Annotated in this window: 20 protein-coding genes; 8 read left to right on the plus strand and 12 right to left on the minus strand. The window is 59.4% G+C overall.

The window, feature by feature from the left end; all coding sequences use genetic code 11:
• Positions 1-89: 89 nt before the first annotated feature.
• Complete coding sequence (locus Pan189_RS21430; protein ID WP_310820488.1) at positions 90-1,838, minus strand: ABC transporter permease; 1,749 nt, start codon at positions 1,836-1,838, stop codon at positions 90-92.
• Positions 1,839-2,094: 256 nt separating this feature from the next.
• On the opposite strand from Pan189_RS21430, the gene Pan189_RS13925 reads away from it, so the two are divergent.
• Positions 2,095-2,286 (plus strand): hypothetical protein, encoded by a 192-nt coding sequence (locus Pan189_RS13925; protein WP_145364581.1) that lies wholly within the window; start codon positions 2,095-2,097, stop codon positions 2,284-2,286.
• Positions 2,287-2,354: 68 nt separating this feature from the next.
• Here the strand turns inward: Pan189_RS13925 and lysS are convergent, their stop codons facing one another.
• Positions 2,355-4,634 carry a lysine--tRNA ligase gene (gene lysS, locus Pan189_RS13930; RefSeq protein WP_145364582.1) on the minus strand — a complete coding sequence of 760 codons (2,280 nt, stop codon included), beginning with the start codon at positions 4,632-4,634 and terminating at the stop codon, positions 2,355-2,357.
• A gap of 188 nt (positions 4,635-4,822) precedes the next feature.
• On the opposite strand from lysS, the gene Pan189_RS13935 reads away from it, so the two are divergent.
• Both Pan189_RS13935 and Pan189_RS13940 read left to right on the plus strand, forming a co-directional pair.
• Complete coding sequence (locus tag Pan189_RS13935; protein ID WP_145364583.1) at positions 4,823-5,065, plus strand: hypothetical protein; 243 nt, start codon at positions 4,823-4,825, stop codon at positions 5,063-5,065.
• 109 nt (positions 5,066-5,174) lie between these two features.
• Positions 5,175-5,537: a helix-turn-helix transcriptional regulator gene (locus Pan189_RS13940; RefSeq protein WP_145364584.1), complete on the plus strand. Its 363-nt coding sequence runs from the start codon at positions 5,175-5,177 to the stop codon at positions 5,535-5,537.
• Positions 5,538-5,580: 43 nt separating this feature from the next.
• On the opposite strand, the gene Pan189_RS13945 is transcribed toward Pan189_RS13940, so the two are convergent.
• Both Pan189_RS13945 and Pan189_RS13950 read right to left on the minus strand, forming a co-directional pair.
• On the minus strand, positions 5,581-5,949 hold the full coding sequence (locus Pan189_RS13945; protein ID WP_145364585.1) for a hypothetical protein: 369 nt from the start codon (positions 5,947-5,949) through the stop codon (positions 5,581-5,583).
• A gap of 22 nt (positions 5,950-5,971) precedes the next feature.
• On the minus strand, positions 5,972-6,532 hold the full coding sequence (locus tag Pan189_RS13950) for a restriction endonuclease (RefSeq protein WP_145364586.1): 561 nt from the start codon (positions 6,530-6,532) through the stop codon (positions 5,972-5,974).
• 83 nt (positions 6,533-6,615) lie between these two features.
• On the opposite strand from Pan189_RS13950, the gene Pan189_RS13955 reads away from it, so the two are divergent.
• Positions 6,616-7,641 carry a sugar phosphate isomerase/epimerase family protein gene (locus tag Pan189_RS13955; protein WP_145364587.1) on the plus strand — a complete coding sequence of 342 codons (1,026 nt, stop codon included), beginning with the start codon at positions 6,616-6,618 and terminating at the stop codon, positions 7,639-7,641.
• Position 7,642: 1 nt separating this feature from the next.
• On the plus strand, positions 7,643-7,870 hold the full coding sequence (locus tag Pan189_RS13960; RefSeq protein ID WP_145364588.1) for a Trm112 family protein: 228 nt from the start codon (positions 7,643-7,645) through the stop codon (positions 7,868-7,870).
• Positions 7,871-7,921: 51 nt separating this feature from the next.
• Here Pan189_RS13960 and Pan189_RS13965 read toward each other — a convergent pair whose 3' ends face one another.
• Positions 7,922-8,380 carry a universal stress protein gene (locus Pan189_RS13965; protein ID WP_145364589.1) on the minus strand — a complete coding sequence of 153 codons (459 nt, stop codon included), beginning with the start codon at positions 8,378-8,380 and terminating at the stop codon, positions 7,922-7,924.
• Positions 8,381-8,589: 209 nt separating this feature from the next.
• Here Pan189_RS13965 and Pan189_RS13970 point away from each other — a divergent pair, with 209 nt between their 5' ends.
• The 3 genes from Pan189_RS13970 to Pan189_RS13980 all read left to right on the plus strand — a co-directional run bounded on the left by Pan189_RS13970 (position 8,590) and on the right by Pan189_RS13980 (position 13,734).
• On the plus strand, positions 8,590-9,192 hold the full coding sequence (locus Pan189_RS13970; protein ID WP_145364590.1) for a CPBP family intramembrane glutamic endopeptidase: 603 nt from the start codon (positions 8,590-8,592) through the stop codon (positions 9,190-9,192).
• 379 nt (positions 9,193-9,571) lie between these two features.
• The gene (locus tag Pan189_RS13975) at positions 9,572-12,553 is read left to right on the plus strand and encodes an MMPL family transporter (RefSeq protein WP_145364591.1); all 2,982 of its coding nucleotides are present in this window, start codon (positions 9,572-9,574) and stop codon (positions 12,551-12,553) included.
• Positions 12,554-12,723: 170 nt separating this feature from the next.
• Positions 12,724-13,734 (plus strand): TolB family protein, encoded by a 1,011-nt coding sequence (locus tag Pan189_RS13980; RefSeq protein WP_310820491.1) that lies wholly within the window; start codon positions 12,724-12,726, stop codon positions 13,732-13,734.
• On the opposite strand, the gene cydB is transcribed toward Pan189_RS13980, so the two are convergent.
• The 7 genes from cydB to Pan189_RS14015 all read right to left on the minus strand — a co-directional run bounded on the left by cydB (position 13,728) and on the right by Pan189_RS14015 (position 22,694).
• On the minus strand, positions 13,728-14,744 hold the full coding sequence (cydB, locus tag Pan189_RS13985) for a cytochrome d ubiquinol oxidase subunit II (RefSeq protein ID WP_145364593.1): 1,017 nt from the start codon (positions 14,742-14,744) through the stop codon (positions 13,728-13,730). The two genes, Pan189_RS13980 and cydB, sit on opposite strands and share 7 nt — an antisense overlap.
• A gap of 144 nt (positions 14,745-14,888) precedes the next feature.
• The gene (locus Pan189_RS13990; protein ID WP_310820492.1) at positions 14,889-16,382 is read right to left on the minus strand and encodes a cytochrome ubiquinol oxidase subunit I; all 1,494 of its coding nucleotides are present in this window, start codon (positions 16,380-16,382) and stop codon (positions 14,889-14,891) included.
• Positions 16,383-16,503: 121 nt separating this feature from the next.
• Positions 16,504-17,601 (minus strand): tRNA 2-thiouridine(34) synthase MnmA, encoded by a 1,098-nt coding sequence (gene mnmA, locus Pan189_RS13995; RefSeq protein WP_145364595.1) that lies wholly within the window; start codon positions 17,599-17,601, stop codon positions 16,504-16,506.
• A gap of 360 nt (positions 17,602-17,961) precedes the next feature.
• Positions 17,962-20,019: a peptidoglycan D,D-transpeptidase FtsI family protein gene (locus Pan189_RS14000; RefSeq protein WP_145364596.1), complete on the minus strand. Its 2,058-nt coding sequence runs from the start codon at positions 20,017-20,019 to the stop codon at positions 17,962-17,964.
• Positions 20,020-20,080: 61 nt separating this feature from the next.
• The gene (locus tag Pan189_RS14005) at positions 20,081-20,638 is read right to left on the minus strand and encodes a hypothetical protein (RefSeq protein ID WP_145364597.1); all 558 of its coding nucleotides are present in this window, start codon (positions 20,636-20,638) and stop codon (positions 20,081-20,083) included.
• A complete protein-coding gene (locus Pan189_RS14010; protein ID WP_145364598.1) occupies positions 20,635-21,579 on the minus strand; it encodes a rod shape-determining protein MreC in 945 nt (314 codons plus the stop codon). Before Pan189_RS14010 ends, Pan189_RS14005 begins: the two co-directional genes overlap by 4 nt.
• A gap of 74 nt (positions 21,580-21,653) precedes the next feature.
• Positions 21,654-22,694 (minus strand): rod shape-determining protein, encoded by a 1,041-nt coding sequence (locus tag Pan189_RS14015; protein ID WP_145364599.1) that lies wholly within the window; start codon positions 22,692-22,694, stop codon positions 21,654-21,656.
• Positions 22,695-22,792 lie beyond the last annotated feature (98 nt).

Below are 22,792 nucleotides of genomic sequence, written 5' to 3' on the forward strand. Positions count from 1 at the left end.
GGCGATGGCAGTCGTCATGGCGACTCGGAATGACATGGAGTGAAGGGAGCGGGAATCAGCAGGCCGACGGCTGCGGCGCGCCGTGTGAATTATTCGTAACGCAGGGCTTCGACCGGCTTAAGAGCCGCGGCCCGTCGGGCCGGTAATATACTGGCCAGAACCGCGATCGAGATGGCCCCCACGGAAACCCAGAAGACCATAATCGGACTGACGTGCGTGGGAATCTCCGGGAAGTAGTAAATCGTTTCGGGAAAGACGTCCCGGCCGGTGACTAACGTGATGAGGTCCGATATTTCGTTGATGTAATAAACGAACAGAAGGCCCAATCCGGTCCCGACCCCGCTTCCGACCAACCCCAGGCCGAGGCCGTAGGAAAGGAAGATCGACATGATTCCGTGAGCGTTGGCTCCCAGTGCTTTGAGGATGCCGATGTCACGCGTCTTCTCCACGACGATCATGTAGAAGATCGCGAGAATCCCGAAGCCGGCAACCGCGATGATCAGAAACAGCAAGATGTTCAGGATCATCGACTCGACCTCGACGGCGGCGAGCAACGGACCCTGTTTTTGCTCCCAGGTGCGGACGTTGTACACCCCGGGCGGGAACATCGACTTCAGGCGGCGGACGACTTCGTCCGCTTTGTCGAAGTCTTTGAGCTTGATTTGCAGGGCCGTGACCGAGCCTTTGCCGGTTTGCGGATCGATCATGCCGCGGACTTTTTGGAGCTGCTCCAGATTGCAGAATACAAGATTCGAGTCGTACTCGCTCATGCCGCTTTTGAAGACATCGACGATCGTCGCGTTGAAGCTGCACGCCGTCGGAGACCGTGATGCCGTGGCCGACGTGAATTGGACGTCATCACCGGGCCGCCGCATCAGCATTGTCTTCATCTTGCCGGTCTCGCGATCCTCGTAAGGATAGCTGATCAACTGCTGCCCGATGTAGCAGCGACCGTCGAGCGGCACTGAAAAATCGATCGGCTCGAACGGCTTGACCACGTCGACAAATTCGGGCGGAAGGGTCGACGGGTCGGTTTCGCCGAAACCGTCGAAGTCAGGACTTCCGCCATCCGCCACGGCTGATGGTTCCGTACCGCCCGGCTGTTGGGCGCCGACCGGCAAAATCAGTCCCGGTCGCGAGTCTTCCGGCTCAGTACTGTTTGTTCCGACTTCAAGTTGATCGTTGTTGCGGGACGCATCAGCTTGCGAACCGCTTGATCCGTCTTTGAACGGATCGGTCTTGAAAGGATCGGCAACGCCGGTTGCGACTTGCTGCGGCCCGGCGGTACCGCCGTGATACTTTCGGTTTTCGAACCAAGCCTGCTTCTCGGCCTTTGATTTGCGATAGTCGATCGCTTCGTCGGTCAGCTCCCATCCGGGCGGCTCGCTGCGATCACGCAGGGCCTGTTTCACGACGATGTCGTCTTCGATGACCGGATTGTAACTGGCAAGGTAGTCGACAAGCGGCCCGACGGTCGCTTTTTCCTCCGGCTTGATCCCGATCAACGTCACCGGTTGAGCAACGCTCTGCCCGGCGTAGTCGAGGTGCATGATACCGAACACCTCGACCGTGGCAGCCATGCCGTCGATTTCGTCGCCCACGGCCTGCCGGGCCATGTCGAACAGCACCTCCGAATCCGGGGCGCCGTCCATCGCGCGTGATTCGACGATCACATCGGCCAGTAGTCCGTGGATGCGGTCGCGCATCTGCGTGCTGAACCCGGCCATCACGCTGTTGACCACGATCATGGTTGCGACGCCGAGCGTCACACTGATGATGCTCGCCAGCGCGATATACCGCGTCCGGAGATACCGCGTGCAAAGAAGTAGCTTGTACATGGCAATCCGTTGCCTAACCGTTGCCTAATTTATGCTATCGGCTGTCAGCCATCAGCATTCTGCGACGCCATCCGCAGGGGGAGTAGATGGGTTGTAAACATTGCCAATGATCTTGTCACCCCCCGATTTTTCTGGAGTGGCACAGGGGCCAAAATTCGCAATTCGGTCAGCCGGAAGTGATCGAAGCATTCACCCGCCGGTAAACCTCGAAATCGGCTGGCTCGACCGCGATCGCCTTCAAACCGATCGAATCCAAATGCCCGAGAGCCGATCGGATGGCAATATCGGTCGTATCCGCCTCTCGATCGAAGTCGACCCGAAGTTCTCCGCAGTGAAGCCGCACCGAAGCGTCGTTGGCACCGACGTGTCCCAACGCTTCGGCGGTGTCTTCGAGGAATGCGTCGATGGCCCGATCGTCGTTGGAAATATTCGTTTCGCATCGAACTGATAAATTGTGTGTCCTTGCCGGGTGTTCTGACTTACTTTCGGTGCGAACTGGCGGGCACAATAAGCTCACTAATGTTTAGGTTGCGATTTTTGTTCTATCCAACGTTTCGCGACACCGTAAATGAAACTCGCCGCTGACTTTTGAGACATAGGATTTTCCGGTGGATCGTGGCGTGTACCGCCATGCCGAGAATCATCTCCAGAAGCAGAAGTATTTGCGGTCTGCTTGAATCGCCGAACCTGATCCTTACCGGCGAAGCTCTCAACAGCGTTCCAGTCTCCCAAGTCTTCTCTAATGACTTCCAAGATACGATAACCGTTTACGAAGTCTATGTCTTTCTGAACGATTAAACGGCACACCTTCGTAACCAAATCTGACTCGTCGAGGCGAGCCAGATGATCAGCGATGCGATCCGCCGGTGACTCACGATAAACAACTTGACCGCTGCTATCAGTAAGAGTCCGCACGCCATCTGCCGAAACGGTATCGACTGAACCATCACCGCTGTTAATGATTGTGACCACAGCACTCGCATTGAGTTCGATTTTGATTGGCGCAACTCGCATGAAGACGCTACATGTACCGTCTTTTCTAAATTCGAAGGCCCCAGCATCTTTGATCCGTAGCACCTTTCCGGTAATCAGTTTTGACAATGCGCAAAGCCGCAAAATGAATTCGTTTGCAAACTGATCGACCTCACCGACTGTGTTGAACGCCGCAAACTTTTTGTGATCGAGATAAGCACGGCCACTATTATCTGTCCGGATTTTCCAATCGTGCTGATTGAAGGTGTGCGATACAAATTCAATCGTTTCGTCATCAGCCACAATTTCCATCAGCCATTGCGAAAATTCAGGTTTTGGTGCACGCGACTGTGGTGCTTCCGGCCGCAACGTCGGGAACAAAATCACATCCCGGATGCTGCGGGTGTCGGTCAATAACATCACGAGCCGGTCGATGCCGATGCCGAGGCCGCCGGCGGGGGGCATGCCGATTTTGAGGGCCTGCAGGAACTCGCGGTCCATCTTGGCCATCGAGTCTTCTTCCGCCTGACCGTCGAGCTGCTGCGTGAAGAGTTCCTCCTGCAGCAGGGGGTCGTTCAGTTCGGTGTAGGCGTTGGCCAGTTCCATGCCGTGAACGAACAGCTCGAACCGCTCCGCAATACTGGGGTCATTCTGCTTCCGCTTGGTCAGCGGGCAGATCGACGCCGGGTAGTCCTTCACGAAGATCGGCCCGACGAGATTGTCCTCGACCGTCGCTTCGAACACATCACTCACGATCACGTCGGGGTGCCGACCCGCCGTCTCGATCCCGTGTTTCTTCGCCACCGAGGCGACGCCCTCACTGTCGGACATCTCACACCCGGCATACTCTTTAAACAATTCCCCATAAGTCTTCCGCTCGAACGGCGGGGTGAAGTCGATCTCCCCACCATCCCACGGCAACACCGGTCTCTCGGGATCGTCGGCCACCACCTTTGCGGCTTCGACAATCAAAGACTCGGTGAGGTCCATCATGGTCTCGTAGTCGCCGTAGGCCTGGTAAATCTCCGTCATGGTGAATTCGGGATTGTGCGTTTGATCGATGCCTTCGTTGCGGAAAACCCGACCGATTTCGTAGACCTTCTCGATCCCCCCGACCATCAGCCGCTTCAGGTGCAGCTCCAGCGCGATGCGGAGGAACAGGTCGATGTCGAGCGCGTTGTGATGCGTCGTGAAGGGGCGAGCCGCCGCTCCCCCGGCCACGTTGTGCAGCACTGGCGTTTCGACCTCGACAAAGCCCCGACCGGCGAGGGTCTTGCGGACGCTGGCGATGATTTTCGTCCGCTTGAGCATCCGCTCGAGCACGCCCTCGGAGTAGATCAGGTCGAGCGAGCGATGCCGCAGCAGCGTTTCGACATCCTGCAGGCCGCTGTGTTTCTCCGGCGGGGGGGCGAGCGACTTGCAGAGCATGGTTAGCGTTTCGACCTTGATCGAGACTTCGCCCGAATCGGTCCGCCACATCACGCCGTCAATTCCGATCAGGTCGCCCAGATCGGTCGCCGACATCAGCTCCCACTGCTCGACCGGGAGATCGCCTCGCGAGAACAATAGTTGGATCGTCTCGGTCGCATCTTTGAGCACATAGAACCGCAGCTTGCCCGCTTTCCGGCGACCCATCACTCGCCCGGCGACACGAACGCTGTCCCCGGCGACACCCGACTCCTCCGGGCATTGCTCGCGGACATCGGCGATCGGAATATGGCCATCGAACCGCTGCCCGAACGGGTCGTGGCCGAGTTCGCGAATCTTGTCCATTTTATCCCGGCGGGCCTGTTCGAGGCGATCGGGCTTACCGGGAGCGGGCATTGCGCAATGTGTCTACGAGTCAGCCGTCTGCACATTTGGATAATGCCGAGACAGCGGGATTTACGGGCGTGGGATGATCGGGCAACGGGTGGGGGGAATCAATGGAAGGACCCGATGTTGCAATTAAAAGCAACAGCAACTACTATTCGTTCATGGAGTACGCGACGAGATTCTGATGCGGACCAGACATGCCTTGGTACGAGTTCGTCTGGAACGACGAGATTGTGAACCATCTTGCCGAACACGGCGTGACGCAGGACGAATTCGAGGATGTGCTGACCAACGGCGATCCGGATATGGCCGCGCAGAGTCGCTCGAGTGACCGATTGATTCAATTCGGCGAAACCGCTGAAGGACGGCGTCTCGCATGCGTTTATGAGATGATTGATGACATCACCGTCTTGCCGACGACGGCCTATGACATCGATTAAACGGTTTTTCAAAGCGAACCGGTTTGGAAACAGTTTTGTCCGCGCGCACTAACGCGCGGCCCCATTGAAATTTGACTCCACGCGTCCTGACGCGTGGCCGGAGCAATCAATGAAGTCGAATCCGTTGCGTCGATCAACGACTGCGGAGGAGGCCGCGCAAGCGCGTCATGCCCGTAAGTCAGCCGAGTCCGAGCGTGATCAAATTCTTAAACTCGGTCGCGAGGCCTTCGCCCAGAAAGACCGTGCAGCGACGATGGCAGGCCGCATCGGGGCGTCGCTTCGAGCAGAAAGAGAACGGCTAGGTCTCAGCCTCTCAGATGTTGCCGGCAAAACGGGGATGAGCCGGGAAGCGATCTCGAAGCTGGAAACCGGACAGCGGTCGAATCCGACGCTGCTGACGCTACTTCGATACGCGTCGGTGTTGGGGCTCGATCTCGATATCGAATTGCGAACCCTGGTTGGGAATTCGTAGCGCCTCTTTGCTTCGGTTATCGGAGAAGCTGGTCCATCGCGCATTACGCCGGGGCCGCGGCCGCGAGGCGTTCGACGGCCTCTTCGACCTTGGCAACGAATTGATCCGGGTGATCTTGCAACTCATCCATCACGGTCGGCGCGGCGAAGATCGCCTCAAACGGCTGATCGGCCGCACTTCGCCGGACCATGTACTCGGCAAATTCCTTCTGCTCGTAGAGCCGGTCTTCGTTCGTCGTGTCCCCATCGAGGATCAGCAGAACGGGAGAGTATTCGCGGGAAATAATGTAGATGGAGGCGCCGAGCCCGCTAGTCAAATCGTGCCCGATGACGAGTTTATATTCGGCCGCTCCAGCCCACGCACTTTCCAGTGCTTGTAGCTGAGTCTTGCCTTGCAGAACTACGTAGACCATGTCGAAACCCGCCACCGAAGGTTCATGTCACATCAGACACGTTTTGATAGTTCGTAAGTGAAGGATACCCGTTCTCGACAGCGTCACGATACTTCCGCCTAAGCCAGTCGCGGAAATTGCCCTCAGTCAGAGCATAGCCGATCTGCTCGCCCGTCCAAAGCAGAATGGTTTGCGGTGCGCTAAAGGCGGCCAGAGTGATTGCTGGTACGGTGAACGTCGTCGAGACGAATACGCTTCCGATCGTTGCGGCGGGACGTCGAGCGAGTTGATTCCGCAACTTGGCAATCGGTTCGATCGCGATTGCTCGGGAGTAGTCTTTTGACTCGCAAATGACAGACAAGCCGTCGAAGTGGATCGCACCGTCGATCTGCTCGACCACGTCGCCATCGACGTCGACGGAGTACGGCCAAACGACATCCGCTCCTTCGATTTCGAACGCTCGCAGGATGAGATACTCGAAGGCCTTGCCCGGTGCCCAATTAGTTTCACCGGTCGTTCGCCCTCGGATTTGGTCCCACAGGTTGAGCAACCCCTCCCGGTCAAGGGTCTGGATTCGCCGACGGTACTCCGCTTCGGTTGCCATTGCAGTTCGTTTCGACTCCGGCAAATTCGCGTTATAGTCGCCGCCAGCATAGCCGAGCCGACACCCCAACGATACACCCGACCATGCCTGAGCAGCCCTCCGTTCTTCTGTCTTGCTTTGCCGACGAAGCAACCCGCACCGGTTCGAAAACGGCCGTGGAGCAGTTTGCCGCCGTCACCGCTTTGGGTCTGAAGCATTACACGCCGCGGTTCGTCGATGTCGATGGCTCCGGCACGATCGAGCATGTCGTTGATCTGCCGAAAGCGAAGTTGAAGAAGCTCGCGAAGTTGCAGGACGAATATGGGCTGAGCGTCACCAGCATCGGCTCGCGAGTCGGCAAGGTGAAGTTACTCGATCAGGATGACGCCTCGAAGAACCAGTACGTCCCGTTCGACAAATATTTGAAGACCGAGGTGAAACGGACGCTCGAAGCGGCCGACGCCTTGGATACCAAATTGATCCGAGGCTTCTCCTTTTATCACCCCGCCGGCGAAAAGCCGGAGGGTTACATTGAAGCGGCCGTCGAACGGGTCTCGGCGTTGGCGGACCTGTGCAAGGAGCAGGGTTTCGTCTACGGCCTCGAGATCGAACCGAATCTCGTCGGAGAAAACGGCTTCATCCTCGCTCAGATGATCCGGGCGATCAAAAATCCGAATCTCGTTCTGATCTACGACGGCGGCAACATCGCCGCCCAGAATAAGACGCGGCTCATCTGTCACGATGAGTTCAAAGCCATGCAGCCGCACCTCGGGTGGGTTCACATCAAGGACTACGCCATCGACCCTAATATGACTTGGGAGGGGCACGTCGATGAGGAGCGACTGAAGAACTTCGTGCCCGCCGACATCGGAGACTCGGGGCACGATCTGGCGCTTCGGGATCTCAAGGAATCGCTGCCGAAGCTCACCAAGAAGATGAAAAAGCTCGGTGCTCCCGGCTTCTTCCTCGAATTGGAACCGCACCTCAAAGGGGGCGGGCAGTTCGGCGGCTACAGCGGACCAGACGGTCTGGGCGTCGCCTGTCGGGCGCTGTGCCGGCTGCTCGACTACGTCGGCATCGACTATGATCTGAGGGACTTCGGCGATATTCAGGCGGCGAGGGGTTTCTGAGATGGCGTTCGATTTTAAATCGGTCCGCGACATTCTCCGCTGCCCACGCTCTCAAGCGGCGTTGTTACCCATTGAAGACGAACAGGGACCGGCGCTGGTCAGCACCGACGCCGAGAGTCGGCTGCGCTACCCGATTGTCGACGGGATTCCGGTGCTGTTGGCGGATGAGGCGACGGCACTCGATGAAGAGACGTGGGCGGCGCTGGTCAAAGCGAAAGACGAGGCATGATCGGCGCGCTCCCTGTCGGTCGCGGCTAAACGATGTTTAAATTTTTCGTCCTTACGGCATTTCGAATTTGTGCTCGCTGGGACGAACGGTCAGGACGGGGCAAGGAGCTTTGCGGACGACTTTCTCCGCGGTGCTGCCCATCAAGACGTGACTGAGCCCGCTGCGACCGTGGGTGCCCAGAACCGTCAGGTCGATCGAATGCTCCCGGCAGTAATGCAGAATCTCCAGGAAGGCCGGACCGTGACGGACGGCCCGCACGACTGAAAGCTCCGACGGCAACGGCAGATTCTCGAGCGATTGCTTCGCCGCATCGTCGATCTCCTTCACGTCGGCGAACGCCGGCGGAATGGCCATTGCCGGGTCGGGCAGAAAGACCATCGGGTCCTGAACCACATGCAGGACGTGCAGTTCGGCTTCGAACTTAATGGCGAAGTCGATCGCGTACGTGCGAGCCGCCCGCGAGTATTCGCTGAAATCGGTCGGAAAAAGGACTCTGTGGATTGTCACCATCGCGGGTCTCCCTGTTACCTTCTCTCCCACTGAAGGTGACGTGCGGAGACAAATGGTTCAATACCGCTCCCGAAATTGGTCTGAGTTCCTGCCTGCTGCGGAATCCACTGCGCCCCTCCCGTCAGTGGCGCGGGTTCCCGCGGAGACGCTTCCGAACTTGCAGGCGATGACCGTCCGTTAGCTGTTGCAGACAGCAGGAAATTACTCCCGTGTCCCGCCGCGACCGATTTCTACTCTTCGCGGCCGGGTTTGAGACCGCCCTCGCGATTCTTGCGGTCATCTTGGGCCTGTTGTTCCGGATCAATCCGGCCGGGACGCTTCGCTTCGATTGGTATGCGATCGGTTGGGGCCTCGGAGCGGTCGCCCCGGCGTTGCTGCTGTTCGGAATGGTCGACTCGTTGCCGCTGGAGCCACTGCGGCGAATCCGACGCCTGCTGCACACGACGTTGGGACAGACCTTTGCAGCCTGTCATCCCCTGGAATTACTGGTCTTGGCGGCGCTGGCCGGGATCGGCGAAGAGCTGCTGTTTCGCGGGTTCTTCCAGGTCTGGCTGGGGCAATGGGGATATTGGACCGGAATCATCGGGGCCTCCGTCCTGTTCGGCCTGGCCCACGCGGTGACACCAACCTACGCGGTATTGGCAGCGCTGATGGGTCTGTACTTCGGATTTCTTTTCGATCTTCAGGACCCGCCAAATGTGCTGATCCCGATCCTGACCCATGCAATCTACGATTGGATCGCCTTTTTGTGGATCGCGCGCGAGGTCCGCCGGGAAAGTGCCGAGTACGACCGAGTCGGCGACGAGACGTAACACGGGTGGCGGCGTTCCGTTGCATATTCTACAACTCGCCGCGATTCGGCTGCCATTGCCCGCTAATCGGGCGAGTCGTGTCAGACCTTAACGACCGGTTGTGACGAACCACGTATCTCGCTCGGGATTCGACACCTTGGCCTACAGCACTTCGCATTCAATTGCCGATCGTCCGAGTACCCCCTTGTTTGGAGGCTGTGACCGTCGGCTGCGCCCAGCGCGCCGATCGTTCGTCACCGATCGATTCGATCGGCGGCGATCACAAGACCTGCCCGGTCGACCGGAGAATCAAATATCCGGCAGATCGGGCTAGGGCAGAGTTCACAGTGCGTGAGGTCAGGACGATTTGGGCACGGCACGGACGCCGCGGATAGACTCGATGGCCGGGAACTCAACCGACCGAGGAAACGAACCGGTACTGACGGACGCGCTGCGCTCGATCACCCGCGCCGTTTCGGCTGCTCCCAAAGTGAGCTTGCTGCTCGCTTTGCTCGTCACCGGTGCGTGCGTGGCCCTGACGTGCTGCTATCTCCAATTCAAAACCGAGCGATCCGATCTGATTGATCCGACAGCTCCGTTCCATCAACGGTGGCTCAAATTCACCGAGTCCTTCGGCGACAACAACGATCTGGTCGCCGTCGTGCAGGCGGACGACCCGCGGCTGGTGCGAGACACCCTCGAAGAACTCGGCGCGCGAATCCGCCGCGACGAAACACACTTCACCAACGTCCTGTATAAAGTCGAGCCGGGAGCGCTCCGCCAAAAGGGGCTGCAGTATCTGAGCCCGGCGGAGCTTCAGGCCGCATTGCGAAAACTGGAGCAGTACCGCCCCGTTGCGCAGGGTCGTTGGGACCTCGTTCAGCTTGAAGCCGTTTCGAGACGATTGGCCTATCAACTCGAGGCGACCGGACGCGGCAGTTCAACGGCTCAAGCCGGAGCGCTGCTTTCGCACGCCGAGACGCTCTCGGAGAGCCTCGACACCTATCTGAGCGACCCGAACCAATTCCGGTCCCCCTGGCCGGGTCTGCTCTCGGTTGACGACAAGCTGGTGCAGGAGTCGATCCGAACCGTCTACTTCATGAACGCCGCCGGCACGATGGGCTTCGTTCGGGCCCAACCGCTTTCAAAAGGCAACGGACTCAACGGCAACGCCGTCGCGATCGATCGGCTTCGGGAAATTGCGGACGAAATCGAACATGAAACGCCCGGCGTCGCGGTCGGGATTACCGGCATCCCGGTACTCGAGAGTGACGAAATGCGTCGCTCTCAGGCCGACATGCTCAAAGCCTCGCTGATTTCCTTCGTGGGCGTCGGGATTCTGCTACTGATCGGTTTTCGCGGGCTGAAGCATCCGATCCTCGCGCTGGTGATGCTGGCGGTCGGACTCGCATGGGCATTCGGGTTCACGACCTTTTCCGTCGGGCACCTCAATATCCTGTCGGTCTCCTTCGCGGTCATATTGATCGGGCTCGGGATCGACTTCGCGATCCACTACCTGGCCAGATATCTGGAGCATCGCAAAGAGGGCTACGACCTCGAAGAGGCTCTTGAAGAAACAAGCGCCGGTGTCGGCACTGGCATTATCACTGCGGCGGTCACAACGTCTCTCGCATTCTTCTGTGCGACATTCACTCAGTTTCTCGGTGTGGCCGAGCTCGGGATTATCGCCGGGGGCGGCATCCTGCTGTGCGCACTGGCGACATTCACGATTCTTCCGCCGCTGATCGCGCTCGCCGATGCCGACAGCGACCCGGACAAACTTCCCGGTCCCAGCGGCGTGAACTGGATGCGGTTCGGATCATCGCGATTCCCGACCGTCGTTACGGTTCTCTCACTGCTCGTGGTGCTTGGGCTGGGCTCGCAAATGTTTGAGTGGAACGGCGGTGAACTCACGCCGCGGATTCGCTACGACTACAACCTGCTCAACCTGCAAGCCGAGGGCATCGAATCGGTTGAACTTCAGGAGACGATCGTCCGCGAAGCCGACAGCTCGCTGCTGTTTGCCGTCGCCGTCGCTGATTCGCCTCGTGAAGCACTCCAACTGAAGCAAAGATTCGAAGCACTGCCGAGCGTGCAACACGTGGAAGAACTGGCCTCGCGGCTGCCGACTCATCCTCCCGAGCAAACTCGGCAGCTCGTGCAAGCCGTCAAGAACGAACTCGGACGACTGCCCACGGCGGCTCCATCACTGACGCCGCCGAATCCCTCCGGTGTCGGCCGCGCATTCGAACAACTTCTCTACGCGGCACGCCGCGCATCTCATCCGCAGGCTCGAGCCGTCGCTGGAAAGATCGATCGATTGCTCGATCGCTTCGAACGGATGTCGATGAGCGCGCAGGCAAAATCGTTGCAAGAGTATCAGACCTTGATGACTCGCTCACTATTCGCCCAGTTCCGCGGTCTTCGCAACGCCTCGAATCCGCAGCCGCTGACCGTCGCCGACCTGCCGAAAGAATTGACCTCGCGGTTTATCAGTTCGAACGACAAGTGGCTGCTGCAGATTTATCCGCGTGAAGAAATTTGGGACATCGAGCCCCTCACCCGGTTCGTCAACGACGTGCGCTCGGTCGATCCTGACGTCACCGGGACACCCCTGCAGAACTTCGAAGCTTCCCGGCAGATTATGGGCAGCTATGAGAAAGCAGCCCTGTACGCGCTCGCGGTCATCTGCCTCGTGTTGCTGATGGACTTCCTCAGTCCCGAGAACAAACTGCTGACTTTGGCACCGCCGTTGGTCGTCGTGGCATTCACGGTGATGACGCTGCTCACCAAGGGCATTCAGCCGAATATCGTGTACGTCGTGAGCGGCTATCTCGCGATGGTGATCGCCGTCGCGGCGATCCTCGACTTCAGCAATCTGAGGGATGCCGCGCTTACGCTCATCCCACCCGTTGCCGGCGGCTTGATGATGTTCGGCGTCCTCGCGATGCTCAACATCGATCTGAATCCGGCGAATCTGATCGTGCTGCCGCTGGTCCTCGGGATCGGCGTCGATGACGGCGTACATGTCGTCCACGACTTCCGAATGCAGCGCAAGGGCGGGCGCTATGAGATGTCGCCCAGCACGATTAACGCAATCCTGCTGACGTCGCTGACATCGATCGTCGGATTCGGCAGCCTGACCGTCGCCGCCCACCGCGGGCTCTACAGCGTGGGGCTGGTGCTGACGATCGGCATCGCGAGCTGCATGTTCGTTTCGCTCGTGTTCCTGCCGGCGGTCTTGACGTTGATTTCCGGCGGACCAGTTCGCCGAACGAAGTCGAAAAAGGCGAACGGCGACGACGCGACCGAAGACGACCTCGAAGCCGCAACCCGGCCCGATAATGGCCGCCGCAAGAGCCAGAACCGCCGGGCTGCGTGACGGCCAAACGACTATCGAGCCCAGCCGTTTCAATCCTATCCGGCCGCTCAGCAAAGCTGCTCGAGCGAAATCCGGTTGAAGTGCGTTGAACACACGGATACGCTCCGGGCTGTCGGGCGACGAGGAAAATGCCTTTTCGCCAATTCGCTCATGCCGCTCGGAGGCTCAAGATGCGTATCAACCGAAAACCGACCTTAATCTCTACGCAAACCTGTTTGCTCTTCACCTTGATGGCGACGGCCGTAATACTCGGCGGGCTGCCGAGCAAGGCCATTGCCGGCCGGGGGCTGTTCTTAATCTCCTCCGATTTCAAAACAATCAAGCGAATCGATGCGGTCGACGAAAAGTTCAAAGTGCTTGGCTCACCGGAATTTTCATTCGACGGCAAGACGATCGTTCTCGACGGCTGGGAGGCCGGACAAAAACTGGACGACTCGCGAATCCTGATCGTCAACGCGGACAATACCGGCTTTAAAGACATCGGCGACGGCTGCCTGCCGAGCTTAAGCCCTGACGGCAAGACGATCGCCTACTCGCGTTATAATAACAGTCGCGGGGTCTGGCTATCCGACAACAAAGGCAAGAATAAGCGACAAATCGCGACCGATGGCTGGAGCATAAAATGGTTACCTGACGGTAAGCATGTCGTCTACACCACTTCCGACACACCGTTCGGACGATTCATCATTTATAATGTCGATACTGAGGAGTCCACCGCTGTCCCGCTCATCGGAGCCGTCCCCTTCTGGATGAGCTACTGGAACTTCGACGTCTCGCCCGACGGCAAACAGGTCGCTTTCAAGGGCAGCGGTCCAAACAACCTTAAACCAGTGATGATTGCCAACATCATTGAGAATACACCGAGCCTTAAAACGCTGGCTCAAAGCGGTCCGATGGAACTTTGCTGGCACCCGGACGGCAAGAAAATTTTATTCGTTCGCAAAGGCCGCAACGATGAGCATCGGCAGCTCTACTATTACCTACTTCGAAATGACGATGTCCTGGAAAAGAAATGGCCCGGACAGGATGACTCGTTCTCGATCAGTGCCTGCGTCATTTCTCGTGACGGCAAGCAGTTCGCCGTCACCGCCCCGGAAGACACGCCCGAGAAATCAGCGGATGAAGATGGCGGAACCACCGATGAGGATCCCGCGGCGGGTGACGCAAGCAACGATCAGTAACTGTGCTCGTCCAACTCCACCTTGCCGCGGAATGTCCAATACATGATCGCCGTATAGCTCAATATAAACGGGGCACCGATTACGGCGACGAGGGTCATTAATTTCAACGTCCCGATCGAGGACGAGGAATTATAGATCGTCAGGCTGTGTTCAGGGTTCGGGTTCGACGTAACCAAATTCGGCCACAGCGTAAAGCCGAACAGGAACACGAACGCCGCGATCATGCAGCTTGAACTGACGAAAGCCGTGATCGGCTTTTTATGATATAGGCCGCGCGGCAGGTTGAAGATCGCGAGCACGTTCAGCACGACCACGACCCACCCCCAAGGGTACTCTTTTAAATTCTGAGTCGCCCGATCGATCGTCGCCAGCGTCCACACGGACACGACGAGAAACAGTGCGAGAAACACAAAAAACGTCCGCCAGCGCCACGGTTTAAAGCGCGCCTGCAACTCGCCCTCAGTCTTCAGGTACAAATAATTCGCCCCGTGCATCGCCAGCAATGCCATCGTCATTGCACCGACCGTCAGCGCGTAGGGGCTGATCTGATGAAAAAAGTTCCCGACGAACACGCCCCGTTGGCTTAACGGCACCCCCGTCATCGCCGCACCGATCGCAACCCCGAACAGCAAGGCGGCGAGACTACTCGACACGCAAAAGCCGACGTCCCAGATCCGCCGCCAATTGGCCGACTTGACTTTCCCACGAAACTCGATCGAAATCGCCCGAAAAATTAAGCAGTACAGCAGGAGCATGAAGGCTAAATAAAATCCCGAAAACGCCGTCGCGTAGGCTTCGGGAAATGCGGCGAACAATGCCCCGCCGAACGTCACCAACCAGACTTCATTCCCATCCCACAGCGGACCGACGGAATTAAGAATTAACCGCCGCTCCTTATCGTCGCGCCCGACGAAATGCAGCATCGCCACGCCGAGGTCGAATCCGTCGAGGATCGCGTACCCCGCCAGCAGGACGCCGAGCAGCCAGAACCAGAGGGTTTGCCAGTCCATGTTTTTGGAGCAAGTAGCGAGGAATTGGGAGCGGGGACAGAAGTTAGAAGTCAGAAGTTAGAAGTCAGAAGTCAGAAGTCAGGAGTCAGGAGTCAGGAGTCAGGAGTCAGGAGTCAGAAGAGATTGTAATTTAGTAATGCGGGGTCATTCTTGTGTTGTTGACGGCGAGTCCGGATTGTTCTCCGGCTCCTTTATATCTTGCGTCAGCGACTTTGCATGATCGACTCGCCCGCTGGCGACATCTCTGAGGTCTGCTGTCTCGAGTTTCGTTTCGCCCAGCGGATCGGGACCGTGCTGAATCTTCCGATTTAAGAGGAAAATCCATAGCACGAATAGCAGACTGTAAATTAACCCGAAGCCGATAATCGACGTCAGCACATGTTCGGCCTTGACCGCTTCAGAGAGCGCTTCGCTCGTCCTCAGACCGCCGGTGACCTCGCCGTTAATAATGGTTGGGTAGACGATCCACGGCTGCCGCCCGACTTCGGCGGCGACCCAGCCTGCCTCGTTCGCAACAAATGCCGGCAGCACCGCGAACACGAAATACCACAGCAGCCACCGCTGTTCGAATAACGTGCCTCGCCACCAAAAAAACGAGGCCGTCAGTGTCGAGCCGATAAACATCATCCCGATCGCGATCATGATGTGGTAGGCCTGAAACGCCAGCCAGACCGGAGGCTCTCCGTAATCTTCTTCAAGATCGTCCAGCCCTTGGACAACGTAATCAGGGTCGAAGCCGACGAGCACACTCAGCAGGCCCGGCACGCCGACGCCATATTTGACCTCGCGGGCTTCCTGATCGGGCCATCCAAAAATGTAGGCCGTCGCATCGGCGGACGTTTCGAAGTGCCCCTCGAACGCCGCCAGCTTGGCCGGTTGATGCTCGGCGACGCTATCCGCCTGAAAGTGACCGGAAACGAGTTGTGCCAGTGATGAAACCGTCGCCAATAAAAGTGCTCCGGTAAACGATCGTTTGGCGAACTCTAAGTGCCGACCTTTCAGCAGGTACCACGCCGAAATACTCATCACGAAAAACGCCCCGAGGATAAACGCCCCCAGCCAGACATGAATCAGGCGATCGATCGTCGATGGGTTGAAGACCATCGCCCAGAAGTCGGTGATCTCGGCCCGCGGAAAGGCGATGCCATTGACCATATGCTCGCGAATTTCAAAGCCGGCGGGCGTCTGCTGCCAACTGTTGGCGACTACAATCCAGATCGATGAGAAAATGCCTCCGAGGCAGACCATGAGGGTCGCAAAGAAGTGCATTTTCGGGCCGACGCGATTCCAGCCGAACAGCAAAATCGCGAGGAATCCCGACTCCAGAAAGAATGCGAAAATCCCCTCTGCCGCGAGGGCCGAGCCGAACACGTCCCCGACGTACCGCGAGTAGACGGCCCAGTTCGTGCCGAACTCGAACTCCATCACGATGCCGGTCACCACGCCGAGGGCGAAATTCAGGCCGAAGATTCTTGTCCAGAAGCGGGCGGCGTTGTGATAAATCTCCTGCTTCGTCCACAGCCACTGGGCCTGCAGAAAGACCAGCACCACCCCCAGCCCGATCGTCAGGGGCGGGAACAGATAATGGAACATAATCGTCAGGGCGAACTGGAGCCGTGACAGCAGGAGAACGTCCATGATGCTCGCGTGTTCGAGGCGGAAGTGATTGCATCATGCGCGGCCGGTGGCAATGCGTCGATCGGAATCGGCTGCCGTGCGACGATTGGGCGCGCTTCCTGACGGTCGCGGCTAAACGGCTTCAACGAATCCAACCGCCGCCGAGGACTCGGTCGCCTTCGTAGACGACGGCGGCCTGTCCGGGGGCGACGCCGCTGACGGGGTCGTCGAATTCGACCTTCATGCGATCGGTGTCGTCGCGTGTGATCGTCGCGGGGCGGGGGGTGAACTGATAGCGAATCGCCACTTCGCCGCGGAATTCCTTGGGAACATCGACGAGCCAGTTCGTCCGATCCGCTTTGAGCGTTGGTTTCTTCAAGTCGTCTCGCTCACCGATCACGACGCGTTTCGTGTCGGCATCAATCTCGACAACAAACCGCGGAGCCCCGAATGTCACGCCGAGGCCTTTGCGCTGGCCGATCGTGAATCGCTCGTAGCCTTCGTGCGTTCCGAGGACGTTGCCGGCCGTGTCAACGAGTTCGCCCGCCGTTTCGAATTCGCCGCGATAGTTACGCAGGAAACTGGCATAGTCATTGTTCGGCACGAAGCAGACTTCGTAGCTGTCCTTCTTGTCGGCGACGCGCAAGCCTGTCTCACGCGCGAGTTCGCGGATCTGCGGTTTCTCGTAATCACCCACCGGAAACAGAATATTCGGCAGCAGGTCACGATCGATCCCGAACAGCACGTACGACTGGTCCTTCGACAGGTCGCGGCCGCGAATGAGTTGCGGCCGATTCTCCGCATCCGGAATGATGCGCGCGTAGTGACCGCTGGCGATCTTCGTAGCGCCGACGCTCTTGGCAAACTCCCACAGTCGGCCGAACTTCAGCCAGTTGTTGCACATCACGCAGGGATTTGGCGTTCGTCCGGCGAGATACTCGTCCGCAAAGTAGTCCTTGATCCGACCGAAGGCATCTTTGAAGTTGAGGGCATGAAACGGGATATCGAGCGAATCAGCCACCCGCCGGGCATCGGCGGCATCCTCCGCGCTGCAGCAACCCTGCTTGTGAGGTTTCGTCTCGATGATCGGCAGCGATGGTTCGCCGACGGCACAGGCCTGCTCTTCGGTCGCCCCCGACCGCATGAAGAGGCCGATCACCTCATACCCCTGCCGCTTGAGCAGCACGGCGGCAGCCGAACTATCGACTCCGCCCGACATGGCTAAGACAACGCGAGACATTCGGAGAGGTGAGTGGTTAGAGGCGAGGGGTGAGAGCCGATCGCGATGCGAGTCTTCTTGGATCATGCCCGATGAGCCAGCCGCCGGGGCAATGACATACGACGCTGCCATCTTACCGCACAGGCATCGCGCGGACGATCGAGAAAGAGAGACCTGTCGTTCGTTTATTGGGTCGCAGGTCAGTTTCGAAAACAAGGTGTGTTGAGCCGGGGTGGCCGGGGAAGGCGCTTTCGCCGCCCCCGGAACGCGTACTCTCCGACTCTTGACGGTTGGGAATAGGCCCGCCGGAGACAAGTTCACTGTGGGCGTCGTAAAGACGGCGTCCACGGCCACCCGTCTGAGCGGACGCACCAACTCTTATCAGAGCCCGTGCTGCGCTGATTGCATTTGTCGAATCTGAGCCAGGATCGCTCGAACCGTCCGCGTAACAGCTTCCCCGTCGTTGCCTCGGTGCTCCAGAACAATGGTGACGGCCAATTGCGGCTCTTTTGCCGGCAGAAATCCCGCAAACCAGGCGTGGGGTGCTTTGCTTCTTCCGACCTGCGCGAAGCCGATGCGTCCCGCGAAGTCTGGGTTCTCTTCGATCGTCTGGGCCGACAGTTCGAAGCCCTTCTGTAGAGCGCTGATTGTTCCCGCATCGAGATCGAGCTGGCGATCCGAATTGATTGATCGAATCTGCATATCACGTCGATCCCCGACCCGCGACGCACCGTAACCGGCGATCAGCCGCGGGCGGACAATCCGACCGCCGTTGGCGATTGCAGCCGTCATTTGAGCGACTTGCAGCGGAGTTGCGGTCAGCGTTGACTGGCCGATCGCGAATTCGAGCAGGCGGTCTTCATCGAGTCCGCCGCCGTTGAAACGCGGAAGTCGCCCCTTGGCCTCACCGGGGAGTGCAATGCCGGTCGCGCGGCCGAACCCGAACTTGTCGGCCCAATGGAGGAGGGCATCGGACCCGGCGGTCCGGCCCGCGTGATAGAAGTAAACCTGACAGCGACTCGCTAAGGCATCCGGCAAGGTCAGCGGGCCGTGCCCGATCCCGACGTTGAGGTACACTTCGCACCGATGCCGACTCGGATTGTCGAGAAATCCGACGCATTCGAACGGCTCCAACGCCTTTATTCCGCCCGATTCGACCGCGGCAACGCCGGTCACCGGTTTGAACAAGTCCCCCGGCGGCAGCGCCGCGGCAACGGCCCGGTGAAACAGACGACGTGACGGATCCTCATTCGCCGCCGTCCAAAATTCGGGGTGGCGATCGGAAGCCGCATTGAGGTCGAAGGTAGGGGCGGAGGCGAGCACGAGCACTTCGCCCGAAGCGACGTCCGAAACAACGACGGCCCCACCCGAGTCGGGACCGACCGCCGCCTTCAAAATTTCTTCGATTTGCCGCTGCAATCTCGCATTAAGCGTCAGCACCAAATCTTGCCCGATCTGCGGTCGTCGCAGCACCTCGGTTCGCGTGATCGAACCATCCGATTCGAACCAAACCCGCCGCTGTCCCTCGGTCCCGCGCAAGTGAAGGTCGAAGGTCCGTTCGATTCCCGCTTTCCCTTGGGCCGCACCTTCTTGATCTTCAAGTGCATAGCCGATGACATGCGCCGCGGTCGCCCCGAGTGGGTAGGACCGCTTGGAGTGGGGTGCGATTTGGACACCGGGGAACCTCTCGGGGGCCGACTCAATCGCCGCCGCCGCGGTCAGCGACACGGAATCGATCACGACGTGCGGCACGGTCTGCTCAACGATCACGAGCGGGTCGTTGCGGTATCGCTTCGGTGCGGTCGTCAATTCGTCCCGAACGACTTCCCACCACGCACGCATTCGAACCTCCTGCTCCTCTTGTTGTTCCTCTCGCCTGGCAAGGACGGCTTCATAAACCCGGCGGACTTCCTCAGTGATCTCTCGCCGTCGTTGAGCGAGGGTCGCCTCGGGCACGCCGGTCAATTCGGCGAGCCGCGTCCACAATGCATTGCGACGCTCGAGCGCTTCGCGACGCGCCTCGGCGAAGGAGAGATGCGGCGATGACGTTGCCGAATTTCGGCGGCTGCGTAAGAGTGATCGCGCCTGCCGATCGAGCCATTGCTCGTCGGGGGGTTCCTCAATCGAGCGAAAATGCACGCGGACTTCGAACTGCTGTTGATCCTCCGCCAACACGAGTCCGTCGCGAGAGAGAATTCGACCATCCCGCGCCGGGATCGGTTCGGTCCGGCTGCGGAGCGGGCTCAATGAAAACTCTTCGCGGGCCGCGACCGCCTGTTGCACCCACGCCAAACGAAACAGGCCCGCCGCAAGCGGCAAAATGAGCAGCAGACTCATCCAACGCAACCGCCGATCCGGCGCGGCGGCGCAGCCGTCATCGGCTCCCAGGCGATGCTGCCTGTGATCGGCGACGTACGGGTTCGTCGGTGCATTCCGCATTCTGATTCGACTGATTTCGCGAAAGTCGTATCGCCTTGGCGATCGCTGGGGACGCCCCGATCTAATGCCCGCGATTGGCAACCGGCGAATTCCAATTGAGTAACCATCGCCCGATCAAAATTAACAATAACGCCGCGGCAACCCATGCGGTCGCGGTCAAACCGCTGCCGATCAAACGGAGCTGCGATTCGGCAGCGGGCATCCGCCCCGCGGAGATCTCGGCAAGGATCGATCCGCCGCAGCCGATCCACACAAGGGCAATCGATGTTCGTATCAGAGACAGGACTGAGGCCATTACTCCCGACGCTTCTCGGCGCGTCCCGAATTCCTGAAACAACCAACCAATTGAAACCGCTGCCACAACGGTGGCACCGACGGGTCGTCCGGCAATCGCATCACAGAGCAGTCCGCCGAATGCCAAGCTGACGAGCGGCCAGCTCCCGCGAACCGGTCGCGCCGCCGTGAGGGCGAGTGCCGCGGTCAGCCATACCATTTCGATCACCGCAGCGCTGCCGTCGCCGATTGGATCGACGAGTCTCAGCGGGCCGCCACTGAGCGTGATCGACGCGACGACCAGCAATACCGCCATGACGAGAAGCTCTCGGATGAATGCGATCATGGCCGACCCTCATTAGAAGCGGCCGCGGTCCGAAGGCTCAAGACCTGCACGTGTCGAGAATTGGAAAAGGTGAGTGCCGGTTGTAGTTCGATGTCCCAGTGCGGCGCCCCCGCCGCGACCTCGGCGTTGCCGACGGTTCCATAAACACAGGTCCCCGGCAACGCATCGCTCGCCGAGGAGAGTACGAGATCGCCGGCGCGTATGGCGATATCCGAAGGCACGAATTTGATTCGAGCCGGCCCCCGTGTGGAGCCTTCGAGCACCCCGTCCGTCAGAATCGACATCGCATCGCCGCTGGGGCGTGCGATCGTGACCGAGGCTCGAAACTCGGGAGCACCAACTGTGGTGACCCGTGCCGTGCGCCCGCTACTGGAATCGACGCGTCCGAGAATGACTCGGCCGTCCATCACGAGGGCGTCATCAAGGCCGGCTTCAGTCGAGGTCGAAGCAACTGACTCCGGTAGTGAGATAACGACGCCCGACAGCGGTTCGCCGGCCTTCGATGACAGGAGCGGCGGGATCGCGGAATCGGCTCGGCCGCGGGCGAGCACTTCGCAATCCAGCAATGAATAGGCCTCGCTCAGTCCGCGGCGGATCGGCCCCGGCAAGGCGAGCTGAACTCGGAGACGTTCGTTCTCAGCCTGAAGCGCGGCCATCCGCACTCGGAGCGCGGCCGACGTGTTCTCAAAACTTTGCGACGGTACTTCTGCGATCGAAGGTTCGGACTCGGCGCCGGCCTCGGTCGCAACCGAACGCACGATCGCGGAGGTTTCAACGGTCAGTTCAAGCATCGCTTCGGAGATCGCCACACGAGTCGAGTCGGGCACGATCAGAAGACCGCAGCCGCCAAGTAGCAGTGTGAAAGCGGTGAGGCGACTCCAGCGTCGGTCCGCATCGGCCGATCGCCCCGCGCCGCTCACCATGTCGTACCTTCGCGTCATGAATTCGGAATTCTTGCTGTCGTATCAACGCGATTGACGGCCCGCCGACGCCGAGTCGCATCTTCGACTCGCTCTTACGCGGCCGACTCGAAATAGGGTCGCCACTGACGGAAGTGATCAACGCACAGAGCCGTGCCCCGAATGACGACCCGCGCCGGATCATCCACAAGTCGAACCGGCACGCCCAGTTGACGTTCGAAGTACTCCGGCAATCGCCGCAGTTGAGCTCCGCCTCCCGACAGCACGAGACCGACATCAGCCAGATCGGCTGCCAATTCCGGATCGCACGATTCGACGGTCGCCCGTAGCTCTTCGGTCATGATCTGAAGGACCGGAGCGATGGCTTCGCGCACATCCTCACTGGTAATAACAGCTTTTCGTGGAACGGCGCCGGCCGTGTCAATTCCGCTGACCTCGACCACGAGTTCTTCATCGAGCGGATCAGCGCTGCCGATTTCATGTTTGATGCGTTCGGCGGTCCGGCTGCCGACCTTCAATGAGTATTCTCGCCGCAGGTATGCGGCAATCGCCTCGTCGAACGCTTCGCCCGCGACGCGGCGGGCACGCCGTACGACGATATCGCCGAGTGACAGCACCGCGATATCGGTCGTTCCGGCGCCGATTTGGCAAATCCAATTCGCGATCGGCTCAGAAATGGGGAGCCCGGCACCAACGGCCGCCGCGCGCGATTGTTCGATCAGAAAGACATCTCCGGCGCCCGCGCGTTCTGCGGCATTTGTGACAGCGCGCCGTTCAACCGGGCTGATCGCACCGGGAACGGTCATCAACACGCGCGGCTTCAGGCCAAGTTTCGATCGACCCGTCTTCCGCAGAAAGCTGCCCAGCATCGCCTCGCAGAGGTCGAAGTCGTGAACAACACTGCCCCGGATCGGGTAGGCCGCCGTAATTCCGTCCGGCGTGCGGCCGATCATCTGCTTGGCAACGCGTCCGACAGCGGCGCCGCCACCGAGGATCCGTCGCGACTCGGAGTCGACCGCGACGACCGAAGGTTCATCGAGAATGAGGCCCCGACCACCGACGGCAACGCGCGTTTGATGCGTACCGAGATCGATCGCCAAGTCAGGGCAGAGTTGATGGCGCACTTGCGCGAACATGGCCGACGGCAATCCTTTCCGCCGGAGCACCACGTTGATCGGACCGACAGGTTCGGACCGACCCGGGCATTAACCCTCTAGGCCGGCGGGCGTTCCCG

Source organism: Stratiformator vulcanicus, from assembly GCF_007744515.1.
In the GTDB taxonomy this organism is placed as follows: Bacteria; Planctomycetota; Planctomycetia; order Planctomycetales; family Planctomycetaceae; genus Stratiformator; species Stratiformator vulcanicus.